This is a genomic window from Streptomyces sp. NPDC058157, from assembly GCF_042884105.1.
Taxonomy (GTDB): Bacteria; Actinomycetota; Actinomycetes; order Streptomycetales; family Streptomycetaceae; genus Streptomyces.
The window spans coordinates 1-11,435 of sequence record NZ_JBHVUQ010000144.1 but is presented as its reverse complement, the minus strand read 5'-3'; the positions used below and the strand labels follow the sequence as shown (position 1 = coordinate 11,435).

The 11,435-nt window shown below is 74.9% G+C and carries 9 protein-coding genes and 1 pseudogene; 5 read left to right on the top strand and 5 right to left on the bottom strand.

Going from position 1 to position 11,435, the window contains the following annotated elements; all coding sequences use genetic code 11:
* The 4 genes and pseudogenes from ACFVXK_RS28130 to mtrA all read right to left on the bottom strand — a co-directional run.
* Nucleotides 1-81: pseudogene (locus ACFVXK_RS28130) on the bottom strand (ComF family protein); the annotation flags it as partial.
* Between the two features lie 53 nt (nucleotides 82-134).
* Nucleotides 135-2,006, bottom strand: coding sequence for an LpqB family beta-propeller domain-containing protein (locus tag ACFVXK_RS28125; RefSeq protein ID WP_389616583.1), 1,872 nt, complete (start codon nucleotides 2,004-2,006; stop codon nucleotides 135-137).
* Nucleotides 1,993-3,960, bottom strand: coding sequence for an MtrAB system histidine kinase MtrB (gene mtrB, locus ACFVXK_RS28120; RefSeq protein ID WP_389616580.1), 1,968 nt, complete (start codon nucleotides 3,958-3,960; stop codon nucleotides 1,993-1,995). Before mtrB ends, ACFVXK_RS28125 begins: the two co-directional genes overlap by 14 nt.
* A 1-nt stretch (nucleotide 3,961) precedes the next feature.
* Entirely contained in the window at nucleotides 3,962-4,651 is a 690-nt protein-coding gene (gene mtrA / locus ACFVXK_RS28115) for a two-component system response regulator MtrA (protein WP_187344141.1), read from the bottom strand.
* Nucleotides 4,652-4,887: 236 nt separating this feature from the next.
* On the opposite strand from mtrA, the gene ACFVXK_RS28110 reads away from it, so the two are divergent.
* The 5 genes from ACFVXK_RS28110 to ACFVXK_RS28090 are packed head-to-tail and all read left to right on the top strand — an operon-like array spanning nucleotide 4,888 to nucleotide 10,931.
* Nucleotides 4,888-6,150, top strand: coding sequence for a hypothetical protein (locus tag ACFVXK_RS28110; protein ID WP_389616577.1), 1,263 nt, complete (start codon nucleotides 4,888-4,890; stop codon nucleotides 6,148-6,150).
* A gap of 8 nt (nucleotides 6,151-6,158) precedes the next feature.
* Nucleotides 6,159-6,821, top strand: coding sequence for a DUF4129 domain-containing protein (locus ACFVXK_RS28105; RefSeq protein ID WP_389616574.1), 663 nt, complete (start codon nucleotides 6,159-6,161; stop codon nucleotides 6,819-6,821).
* Nucleotides 6,818-8,662 carry a DUF4350 domain-containing protein gene (locus ACFVXK_RS28100; RefSeq protein ID WP_389616571.1) on the top strand — a complete coding sequence of 615 codons (1,845 nt, stop codon included), beginning with the start codon at nucleotides 6,818-6,820 and terminating at the stop codon, nucleotides 8,660-8,662. The genes ACFVXK_RS28105 and ACFVXK_RS28100 overlap by 4 nt, the downstream gene beginning before the upstream one ends.
* On the top strand, nucleotides 8,659-9,621 hold the full coding sequence (locus tag ACFVXK_RS28095) for an AAA family ATPase (RefSeq protein ID WP_389616568.1): 963 nt from the start codon (nucleotides 8,659-8,661) through the stop codon (nucleotides 9,619-9,621). The genes ACFVXK_RS28100 and ACFVXK_RS28095 overlap by 4 nt, the downstream gene beginning before the upstream one ends.
* Complete coding sequence (locus tag ACFVXK_RS28090) at nucleotides 9,621-10,931, top strand: DUF58 domain-containing protein (RefSeq protein WP_389616565.1); 1,311 nt, start codon at nucleotides 9,621-9,623, stop codon at nucleotides 10,929-10,931. The genes ACFVXK_RS28095 and ACFVXK_RS28090 overlap by 1 nt, the downstream gene beginning before the upstream one ends.
* On the opposite strand, the gene ACFVXK_RS28085 is transcribed toward ACFVXK_RS28090, so the two are convergent.
* A complete protein-coding gene (locus ACFVXK_RS28085) occupies nucleotides 10,928-11,239 on the bottom strand; it encodes a hypothetical protein (RefSeq protein WP_389616607.1) in 312 nt (103 codons plus the stop codon). The two genes, ACFVXK_RS28090 and ACFVXK_RS28085, sit on opposite strands and share 4 nt — an antisense overlap.
* Nucleotides 11,240-11,435 lie beyond the last annotated feature (196 nt).

Below are 11,435 nucleotides of genomic sequence, written 5' to 3'. Positions count from 1 at the left end.
CAGCAGCGAGCGCGCGGCCCCGCAGCCCGCGCAGGCGGCGGGCAGCACCAGCCCGGCCAGCTCCTGCCACCACCCCCGCACGCGTCCACCCTGCCCGGACTCCGGGCAGGGCGCGACCCCTGTGGAAAACCGCCTCAGCCGGGGTAGACCGGCGCCCGGCCGCCCGCCGCCGCGGTACGCCACTGCGCGCCCGGCGGCAGCCACACGATACCGTCCTCGGTGGAGGAGGCCACCACGGGCTTCGACTCGTCCTCGGAGGCGGCGATCGCGCTCAGGCCGGTCGCCCCGGGCAGGCTCGCCGCGACCATCGACCCGTCGGCCAGCATGTAGCGGGCCTGGTCGACGCCGCCGCTCTCCCGGCCCACCACCAGCAGCCGGCCCCGCGGCGCCCAGCTCATCGCCGTCACCTCGGCCATCTGCGGGGCGGCCGGGCGCAGCTCGCGCACCGACACCTTCGCGGGGTCCGCCTTGCCCTCGGGCCGCTCGATCCGCCCGATGTAGAGGTTCTTGCGGCCGCCGTCCCGTTCGACGAGCAGCGCGATGCGCACCCCGTCGGAGGAGGCCTTCAGCCCGCTGATCCGCATCCCGTCCAGCCCGGCGACGTCCACCTTCTGCGGGGTGCCGGTCCCGCCGGGCACCCGCCACAGGCCCTGGGTCTGCGGGTCCTGGTCGGCGATCCACAGGTCGCCCTGGGCGTCCCAGCTGGGCGCGGTGAACTTGCCGGCCCGGCTGCTGAGCAGCGGCTGCGGCATGGCCCCGGCGGTGGTCAGCGTGACCACGTACAGCCCGTGCCCGTCCTCGGAGACGACCGCGGCCCGCTTCTCGTCGTACGTCACGGCGGCCGAGCCCACCTTGAACCCGGCGGCGGTGGCCAGCGGCCCGGGGGCCGGCTCGGGCTTGTCCAGCTGCTGCTCGTCGGCGCCCGGGTTGAGGACCATCCGGACGAGCCTGCCGTCCTTGTCCACGTAGTACTGGTGCTGCGGCGGCATCGGCCGGTTCGCGATGCCGGCGGCGGTGGAGCCGGTCACCCAGCACAGCGAGGACTTGCCGTCGGACTTCAGCAGTTCCACCCGGTCCAGCCGGGAGGTCGTCAGGTCCCGGACGGTGTACAGGAGTTGGGTGGCCATCTTCTGGCACTGCGGCTGGGCGACGTTCTCCCCGGCCCCGTTGAGCGGGACGCGCAGGGTGTTCTGGCCGTCGTAGGCGAGGGACTTGGTGCCCTCGCGCAGCCCGGCGCCGGTCGGGAACGCCGTGGAGGCCACGGGGCCGAGCCACTTGGAGGGGCCGGCCAGCAGCGACTGCACGGTGAGGGTGGTGGGGTCCATCCGCGAGTCCGGGTCGCTGCGCTGGCGCACGTACACCGGGTCGGCGACGAGCGTGTTGCCCGCGAAGTAGTACTTGTTGACGGGCTTGTAGATCCGCTGGAAGTCCGACTCGCCGAGCACGAGGCTGCTGGGCGGGGTGGCGATCCGCCACTGCCCCTTGACCTGGACCAGCTGGAGGTACTCCTCGTAGCGGCTGCCGGCGGTCTCCGGCTGGTAGGCGCTGCGTTCGTCGACGGTGGCGAGCTTCTTGCCGGTGATCTTCCAGCGGGGCCCGTCGGGGTCCTTCTCGCCCTGCACGGGCACGCGGTCGAGGCCGGAGGAGAGCACGGTGACGGCCGAGGAGGGCTTCCAGCTCTTGGCGGCGTCGTCGGTGAGGTACTTGCGGGCGGTGGCGAGCTGCGGGTCGTCGCCGGTCATGGCCTCCAGGAAGCCGTCGACGATCTCGGCCGGGCTGGCCTTGTCGGCCGGGGGCACGCCGAAGACGCGGACCTGGGAGTCGACGCCCTGCGAGGCCTCCACCCGGCGGATCTCGCCGCGGTCGGGCATGGAGGCGCAGCCGGCGAGGAGCAGCCCGACGGCCCCCAGGGCCAGGAACGCGCGGGCGCCCCTCAGCCGCGCGTGCGGGGCCTTCGGGGCCCGCGGGGCCGGCCGTGCCCGCCCGCCGCGCTCAGCGTGCTCCACCGGTTCCATCCTCCTGTGCTGGGCCCTGGTCGGCGGGCCGGGCCACGACGCGGGCGCCGTTGCCGGGCAGTGCCGTCGGGTCGGCGGGCACCGGCAGGGCGGTGGTGACCGCCGGCCGGGGCGGTATCGGGTCGCGGTCGGCCCGCTCGGCACGCGCGTCGGGGCGGCCCCCGGGGCCCGCGGCGGCGGTGCGTCCGGCGGCCTCGGCGGCGGCCCTGGCCCGGTTGGACCGGGAGTCCTCGGGCTCCAGCGGGATCGGCGATCCGCGCAGCGGCTCGTCGGCGGTGCGGGGCAGGGTGAGGCGGAACTGGGAGCCGCCGCCGGGCTCGCCCCAGGCCTGGAGCCAGCCGCCGTGCAGCCGGGCGTCCTCGACGGCGATGGACAGGCCCAGGCCCGTACCGCCGGTGGTGCGGGCGCGGGCGGGGTCGGCGCGCCAGAAGCGGTTGAAGACGCGGGTGGCCTCGCCGGGCTTGAGGCCGACGCCGTAGTCGCGGACGGCGACGGCGACGGCCCCGCCGGCGGAGGCGAGGCGGACCACGACGTCGCGCCCCTCGCCGTGCTCGACGGCGTTGACGACGAGGTTGCGCAGCACCCGCTCGACGCGCCGGGCGTCGGCCTCGGCGATGACGGGCTGGGTGTCGCCGAGGACCCGGATCCGGGTGCCCTTGTGCTCGGCGAGCGGCTCGGCTCCGTCGATGACGCGGCGCACGACGTCCCGCAGGTCGATGGGCTCGGCCTGCAGGTCGGCGGCGCCCGCGTCGAAGCGGCTGATCTCCAGCAGGTCGGCGAGGAGGGACTCGAACCGGTCGAGCTGTCCGGCGAGCAGCTCCGCCGAGCGCGCCGTGATCGGGTCGAAGTCGACGCGGGCGTCGTGGATGACGTCGGCGGCCATGCGGACGGTCGTCAGCGGGGTGCGCAGCTCGTGCGAGACGTCGGAGACGAACCGCCGCTGCATCCGGGACAGCTCCTCCAGCTGCTGGATCTTGTTCTGGAGGTTCTGGGCCATCTTGTTGAAGGCCTCGCCCAGCCGGGCGATGTCGTCCTCGCCGGTGACCTTCATCCGCTCCTGGAGCCGGCCGGCGGAGAGCCGCTCGGCGATCCCGGCCGCCATCCGCACGGGCGTCACGACCTGGCGCACGACGAGCCAGGCGATCGCGCCGAGCAGCACGACGACGAACACCCCGGCCGTGGCGATGGTGACCTTGATCAGGTTGAGGGACTCCTCCTCCTGGGTGAGCGGGAAGAGGTAGTACAGGTCGTAGGGGTCGCCGTTGATGTCGGTGAGCCGCTTGCCGACGACCAGCGCGGGCTCCGGCTGCTTGCCGGTCCCGGCGGTGTACCGGATCTGCGAGAACGTCTTGAACGTGCCGGTGTTGTGGTTGACGGCCTTGCGCAGGTCCAGCGGGACGCTCGCGGTCGGGTCCACGTTGCCGGAGGCGCGCGCGCCCTTGACGCCCTGGCTGGTGGGGGCCTGCTCGCCCGTGCCGGCGCCGAGCGCGGCCACCTCGAAGGCGGTCTGGCCGCCGCTGGCGAGCTGCTTGACGAGCGAGTTCATCCAGGTGCTGGCGTCACGGCCGACCTTGTTGTCGGCGGCTTCGGCCGCGTCCGAGGCGGAGGGGGTGTTGGCCTTCTCCTGTGCGACCGCGAACCCGCCGGCGGCCTGGCTCTGCGCGGCCTCCTCCTTGGCGTCGAGGAGGCCCTTGCTGACCTGGGCGATGACGACGAAGCCGAGCGCGAGGACCACGGCCAGCGACATCAGCAGGGTCGCCGCGACCACCCGGAGCTGGATGTTGCGCCGCCATATGCGGACAGCCGGGAGCAGCGGCCGGCGCACGAGGCGTACGCACAGCCGCAGCAGGGGGCCGCCCGGCGCCCCGTCGGCGATGTGACGGAGCTGCCCGCCGCCCCGCAGGGCCCCCCGGCGGGAGCCGCTCCGGGCCTTGCCGGGCTGCACGTCAGCTGGGTCCGGCCTTGTAGCCGACACCGCGCACCGTCACGACGATCTCGGGGCGCTCGGGGTCCTTCTCGACCTTGGAGCGCAGCCGCTGCACGTGCACGTTGACCAGGCGGGTGTCGGCCGCGTGCCGGTAGCCCCAGACCTGCTCCAGGAGCACCTCACGGGTGAAGACCTGCCAGGGCTTGCGCGCGAGGGCGACCAGCAGGTCGAACTCGAGCGGGGTCAGGGCGATGGAGGTGCCCTCGCGCTTGACCGAGTGCCCCGCCACGTCGATGACCAGGTCACCGATGGCGAGCTGCTCGGGCGCCGGCTCCTCCGAGCGGCGCAGGCGCGCCCGGATGCGGGCGACCAGCTCCTTGGGCTTGAACGGCTTGACGATGTAGTCGTCGGCACCGGACTCCAGGCCGACGACCACGTCGACCGTGTCGCTCTTGGCGGTGAGCATGACGATCGGCACGCCCGACTCGGCGCGGATCAGCCTGCACACCTCTATGCCGTCCCGCCCGGGCAGCATGAGGTCGAGCAGCACCAGGTCCGGCTTGGCCTCCCGGAAGGCAGCCAGTGCCTTGTCACCGTCCGCTACGAACGACGGCTCAAAACCTTCTCCACGCAGCACAATGCCGAGCATCTCGGCCAGCGCGGTGTCGTCGTCGACGACGAGGACGCGTCCCTTCATGGTTGACATCATCCCATTAGCTAATCGTTACCTGGCGGTGAGCTGTCCCACAGCCAAAAGGGCTGGAAATCGCCCCTCGGACCTGCGTGGTGATCAGGACGACCAGTCTGCCCCGGATCCGCGCGACAATTGAAGGGAACAGCGGACCGGGATCCGAGGGGGACGGCCGGTCGCTCCCGGGCTTCCCCATGGCACGATGACAGCCGACCAGCGCGCCCGCCGCGGCAGGTGCACGTGAAGGAGCGACGATGAACGACTCTCCGGGCTGGGCCGCGCCCGGATCCCCGTCCGACGGCCAGGGCCCCGACGCCGCTCAGCAGCCGCCCGCGGAAGGCTCCGACCAGGGTTCCAAGTGGTCCGCCGCCCAGCCCCCGCCGGGCCAGTGGGACAGCCCCGCCGGCCAGACCCCGCCGCAGCAGCCCCGCCAGGGCGCCGGCTGGGGCTCCTACCCCTCCCCGGCCGGCCGGCCCGGACAGCCCGGACAGCAGAAGCCCGCCGCCCCGTACGCCTACGGGAACCCCGGCGGCGGCTGGGGCGGCCCGCCGCCCGCCGCCAAGCCCGGCGTGATCCCGCTGCGCCCCCTCGCCCTCGGCGAGATACTGGACGGCGCCGTCGCCACCCTGCGCGGCCACTGGCGTTCCGTGCTCTCCGTCAGCCTCGTCATCGCCGCCCTGTCGCAGATCGCCCTCGTCGCCGTCCAGCGCCTCACCATGGACAGCATCACGGTCCCCGACGCCGGCTCCTCCGCCGACCCGGCGGAGACCCTGCGCGCCCTGGGCGACGCCGGACCCCTCTACGGCTTCGAGTACTACCTCGAAATCCTCGGGCTGGTCCTGCTGACCGCCCTGCTGGCCCCCGTCGTCAGCCGCGCCGTCCTCGGCCAGGCCTCCACCCCCGGCTCCACCCTCAAGGCCGTACGCCCCCTGGCCCCGCGCATGCTCGCCCTCACCGGCCTGCTCCTCCTCGGCGCCCTCGCCGCCGGCGTGCTCCCGGTCCTGCCCGGCATCCTCCTCGGCAGCGCCGCCCTGACCGTCCTCGGCATGCTCGGCTCGTTCGTGCTCCTGGCCTGGTTCTACGTGACCTTCGCGCTGGCCCCGCCCGCCCTGATGCTGGAACGCGGCACACCCGTCGCCGCCCTCAAGCGCTCCGCCAAGCTGGTCAAGGGCTCCTGGTGGCGGGTCTTCGGCATCAGCCTGCTCGCCTGGATCATGCGGACCATCACCGCCGCCGTGATCCTCATCCCCTTCGCCGCCATCACCGCGGTCCTGGCCCCCGGCGGCCTCAGCAGCTTCGCCGACGGCTCCGCCTCCCGCGAATGGACCTTCCTGATCGTCATGGGCATCGGCGCCGTCGTCGGAGCCGCCGTCACCGCCCCCATGCAGACGGGCGTCACCACCCTCCTCTACATCGACCAGCGCATCCGCCGCGAGGCGCTCGACCTGGAGCTCGCCCGCGCCGCCGGCGTCGAGGGCTACGACGGCACCGGCACCACGGCCCCCACCGGAGGCTGACGCGCCGCATGAGCACGGGGGGACTCATCACCATCACCGGCGGCGACACACCGCCGCTCACCACCGGACGCGAGGCCGCCCGCGAGGCGGCCGAACGCGAGCTGGCCAAGCCCGTCTACCACCAGGACGACCCGGGGCTCCTCCAGCGCGCCCTGGACCGCTTCTGGCAGTGGTTGGGCGACTTCTTCGACCGCGCCTCCGGCGCCACCCCCGGAGGCGGCGTCGGCCTGTTCGTCATCGTGCTGCTCGTGATCCTGGCCGTCGCCGCCCTGTGGTGGCGCCTGGGCACCCCCCGCCGCGCCGCCCGCAGCGCCGCCGCCCTCTTCGACGAGGGCCCCCGCAGCGCCGCCGACCACCGCGCGGCCGCCGAGGCCCACGCCGCCGCCGGCCGCTGGAACGAAGCCGTCCAGGAACGGATGCGGGCCGTCGTCCGCTCCCTGGAGGAACGCACCCTCCTCGACCCCCGCCCCGGCCGCACCGCCGACGAGGCCGCCGCCGAAGCCGCCCGCTCCCTCCCGGCCCACGCCGAGGACCTCCGCGCCGCGGCCCGCACCTTCGACGACGTCACCTACGGCGGCCGCACCGCCGACCCCGCCACCTACGCCCGCCTGCGCGCCCTCGACCTCACCTTGGACCGCACGAAGCCGCTCCTGACGGAAACCACCCCATGACCGGCCCCCAGAACCCCTCCACCCCCGCGGACCCCACCAAGCCGCCGAACACCCCCGCCGCCCACACCACCCCACCGGCCGCCACCCCGGGCGACCCTGGCGACCCCGGCGACCGCACCAACCCACCGGCCGCCACCCCGGTCGGCCCCGGCGCCGACCACGCCACCCCACAGTCCGGCACCCCGCGCGACCCCGACGCCGAGCCCGGCCGACACACCTCCGACCCCGGCCGCACCGCGCCGACGGCGCCGGACACGGCCGGCACGCCCGCCGCCACCCCGGCACACGCCGACACCCCCGCCCCCGCCGGACCGGCCGCTCCCACCCCGGCACCCGCCGGTGCCCCCGAGCCCGGCCCAGCCCGGCGACAGGCCCCGGCCGGACCCCGGCCCGTCGCCGACCCGACGCGCCCGGAACCGCCCACCGCCGCCCCGGCACACGCCGACACCCCCGGCCCGGCGCGAAGCGCAGCCCCCGCCGGACCAACCGCCGCTCCCACCCCGGCACGCCCCGGTACCCACGAGCCCGGCCCAGCCCCGCGCCAGGCCCCGACCGGACCCCAGCCCGTCGCCGACCGGGCGCACCCGGAACCGGCCACCGCCACCCCGGCACACGCCGACACCCCCCGCCGGGGCGACGGCCGGGCCGTCACCTCCCGCGCCCTCACCCCCGCCCAGCTCTGGGCCAGGGCCCGCGGGCCGCTCCTCGCGCTCGCCCTGCTGCTCGTCGCCGCCGTCGCCCTCGCCGGACTCCAGGCCGGCGACCACCACGGCCGCCTCGACCCCCGCTCCGCCGACCGCGACGGCAGCCGCGCCCTCGCCCGGCTCCTCGGGGAACGCGGCGTCACCACCCGCGTCGTCACCAACGCCGAGGAGGCCGCCGCCGCGGCCGGCCCCCGCACCACCCTCCTCGTCACCGACCCCGACCTGCTCGGCGCGCCCCAGCGCAGCGCCATCCGCTCCGCCATGGACCTCTCCGGCGGCCGCACCCTCCTCGTCGCCCCCACCTCCGGTTCCCTCACCGAACTGGCCCCGGCCGCCCGAACCGAGGGCTTCGCCCGCCGGCGCGACCTCGACCCCGGCTGCGCCCTGCCCACCGCCACCACCGCCGGCCGCGCCGGCACCGGCGACGGCCTGCGCTACACCACCGCCCTCCCCGGAGCCACCGGCTGCTACCCCAGCGACGGCCACCCCACCCTCCTGGTCCTGCCCGGCACCACCCGGGGCGGCGACACCGTCCTCCTCGGCTCCGACCGCCTCCTGCGCAACCGCCACCTCGCCGAAGAGGGCAACGCCTCCCTCGCCCTCCAACTCCTCGGCTCGCGCCCCGAACTCGTCTGGTACCTGCCCACCCTCGCCGACATGCCGGCCGACGGCCCCGCCCCGGACAAGAGCCTCCTCGACCTCGTCCCCTCCGGCTGGTACTGGGCCCTGCTCCAACTGTTCGCGGCCGCCGCGCTCGCCGCCCTCTGGCGGGCCCGCCGCCTCGGCCCCCTCGTCACCGAGGACCTGCCCGTCGCCATCCGCGCCTCCGAGACCACCGAAGGCCGCGCCCGCCTCTACCGCAAGGCCGCCGCCCGCGACCGCGCCGCCGCCGTACTGCGCGGCGCCGCCCGCGAACGCCTCGCCGCCCTGGTCGGCGTACCGCCCGCACGGGCCCACGACCCGGTGGCCCTGACCGCCGCCGTCTCCGCCCACCTCCCCCAGCCCCCCGGCACCGGCACCGGCACCGGACACGACGTCACCACCCTGCTCTTCGGCCCCACTCCCGCCGACGACGCGGCACTCGTCGCGCTCGCCGACCACCTCGACGCCCTCGAAAGAGAGGTCCGCACCTCATGACGGCCACCACGGACAGCGCCCGCTCCTCCCTGGAAGCGCTCCGCACCGAGATCGGAAAGGCCGTGGTCGGCCAGGACTCCGCCGTCACCGGTCTCGTCGTCGCCCTCCTGTGCCGCGGCCACGTCCTCCTCGAAGGCGTCCCCGGCGTCGCCAAGACCCTCCTGGTCCGCGCCCTCGCCGCCTCCCTCGAACTCGACACCAAGCGCGTCCAGTTCACCCCCGACCTGATGCCCAGTGACGTGACGGGCTCTCTGGTCTACGACGCCCGCACCGCCGAGTTCTCCTTCCAGGACGGCCCCGTCTTCACCAACCTCCTCCTCGCCGACGAGATCAACCGCACGCCCCCCAAGACCCAGTCCTCCCTCCTGGAGGCCATGGAGGAGCGCCAGGTCACCGTCGACGGCACCCCCCGCAAGCTCCCCGACCCCTTCCTCGTCGCCGCGACCATGAACCCCGTCGAGTACGAGGGCACCTACCCGCTCCCCGAAGCCCAGCTCGACCGCTTCCTCCTCAAGCTCAACGTGCCCCTCCCCTCCCGCGAGGACGAGATCGGCGTCCTGACCCGGCACGCCGCCGGCTTCAACCCCCGCGACCTCCAGGCCGCCGGCATCCGCCCGGTCGCCGGTGCGAAGGAACTCGAAGCCGCCCGCGAAGCCGTCACCCGCGTCACCGTCTCCCCCGAGATCACCGGCTACGTCGTCGACATCTGCCGAGCCACCCGCGAATCGCCCTCCCTCACCCTCGGCGTCTCCCCGCGCGGCGCCACCGCCCTGCTGGCCACCTCCCGCGCCTGGGCCTGGCTCACCGGCCGCGACTACGTCACCCCCGACGACGTCAAGGCCCTCGCCCTGCCGACCCTGCGCCACCGGGTCCAGCTCCGCCCCGAAGCCGAGATGGAGGGCGTCACCGCCGACTCCGTCATCTCGGCGATCCTCACCCACGTCCCCGTCCCCCGCTGATGGCCCTCACCGGACGCGCCGCCCTCCTGGCGGCCCTCGGCAGCCTCCCGATCGGCCTCCTCGAACCGAGCTGGACGGGCCTCCTCGCCGTCAACGGCACCCTCGGCCTGGCCTGCGCGCTCGACTACGCCCTCGCGGCGCCCGTCCGCTCCCTGCGCCTGACCCGCTCCGGCGACACCTCGGCCCGCCTCGGCGAGAGCGCCGACGTGCACCTGACCCTCACCAACCCCGCCGCCCGCCCGCTGCGCGCCCGCGTCCGCGACGCCTGGCCGCCCAGCAGCTGGCAACCCGGCACCGAAACCGCCGCCTCCCGCCACGAGGTCACCGTCCCCGCCGGGGAACGCCGCCGCCTCACCACCCGCCTGCGCCCCACCCGGCGCGGCGACCGCCGCGCCGACCGCGTCACCATCCGCTCCTACGGGCCGCTCGGCCTCTTCGCCCGCCAGGGCTCCCACACCGTCCCCTGGACGGTCCGGGTCCTGCCGCCGTTCGCCAGCCGCAAGCACCTCCCGTCCCGCCTCGCGCGCCTGCGCGAACTGGACGGCCGCACCAGCCTCCTGACACGCGGTGAGGGCACCGAGTTCGACAGCCTCCGCGACTACGTCCCCGGCGACGACACCCGCTCCATCGACTGGCGGGCCACCGCCCGCCGGCACGGCGTGGCCGTCCGCACCTGGCGCCCGGAACGCGACCGGCACATCCTGATCTGCCTCGACACCGGCCGCACCTCCGCCGGCCGCGTCGGCGACGCCCCCCGCCTGGACTCCGCCATGGACGCCGCCCTGCTCCTGGCCGCCCTCGCCACCCGCGCGGGCGACCGCGTGGACCTCCTGGCCCACGACCGCCGCACCCGCGCCCTGGTCCAGGGCCGCGCGGCCGCGGACGTCCTCCCGGCGTTCGTGAACACCATGGCCGGCCTCGAACCGGAACTGGTCGAGACGGACTCCCGCGGCCTGGTCTCCACCATCCTCCGCAGCGCCCCGCGCCGCTCCCTGGTGGTCCTCCTGACGAGCCTGGACGCGGCCCCGGTGGAAGAGGGCCTGCTCCCGCTGCTCCCCCGCCTCACCCAGCGCCACACGGTGGTCCTGGCCTCGGTCGCCGACCCGCACATCGCGTCGATGGCCGCCTCCCGCGGTTCCGTGGAAGCGGTCTACGAGGCCGCCGCCGCGACCCAGACCCAAACCCAGCGCCGCCGCACGGCCGACCAGCTCTCCCGCCACGGCGTCCACGTCGTCGACGCCACCCCGGACACCCTGGCCCCGACCCTGGCGGACACCTACCTGGCCCTCAAGGCAGCGGGCCGCCTTTAGAGGTTCACGCGCTCAGCCATGTCGCCGAGGACCCAGATCCGGCTCGGGTCGCACTCCCAGGCCCAGCCTTGCTCGTTCTCGATCGTCGGATCTCCGGCCAGCCGCTGTGCCTCTGTCAGCGCCTCAGCTCTGGCCGGCCACCTCTGAATGGCGACATGGGTGGCCCACTTGATCAAAAAGAACCTGAGCGGATTGATCGCTCCGGTCTCGGCCGCACGGTCGAACGCCTCGTGGCAGTCCATGTCGAACTCCGCAAGGTTCCGCATGTCCAAGCGTCGGACAGCGTCTCGAAGTGCCTCACGGGTCATGGCGGGCTGAGGGATGAGAGGGCCATCAGCCTCGGTGTGCTGTGCTGTCATCGTGTCCTCCAACGGAAACCCTAGAGCACCCGGCGCACGCCCGCAGGCCGTAAACGCAGAAAAGCCCCGCACCATGACTGGTGCGGGGCTTTCCCACAATGATTGTTCGGCGGCGTCCTACTCTCCCACAGGGTCCCCCCTGCAG

What these genes read in the sequence shown, in the direction of transcription:
- mtrA (WP_187344141.1), bottom strand. Translation starts at nt 4,651, where the DNA reads ATGATGTCAACCATGAAGGGACGCGTCCTCGTCGTCGACGACGACACC.
- ACFVXK_RS28110 (WP_389616577.1), top strand. Translation starts at nt 4,888, where the DNA reads ATGAACGACTCTCCGGGCTGGGCCGCGCCCGGATCCCCGTCCGACGGC.
- ACFVXK_RS28105 (WP_389616574.1), top strand. Translation starts at nt 6,159, where the DNA reads ATGAGCACGGGGGGACTCATCACCATCACCGGCGGCGACACACCGCCG.
- ACFVXK_RS28100 (WP_389616571.1), top strand. Translation starts at nt 6,818, where the DNA reads ATGACCGGCCCCCAGAACCCCTCCACCCCCGCGGACCCCACCAAGCCG.
- ACFVXK_RS28095 (WP_389616568.1), top strand. Translation starts at nt 8,659, where the DNA reads ATGACGGCCACCACGGACAGCGCCCGCTCCTCCCTGGAAGCGCTCCGC.
- ACFVXK_RS28090 (WP_389616565.1), top strand. Translation starts at nt 9,621, where the DNA reads ATGGCCCTCACCGGACGCGCCGCCCTCCTGGCGGCCCTCGGCAGCCTC.
- ACFVXK_RS28085 (WP_389616607.1), bottom strand. Translation starts at nt 11,239, where the DNA reads ATGACCCGTGAGGCACTTCGAGACGCTGTCCGACGCTTGGACATGCGG.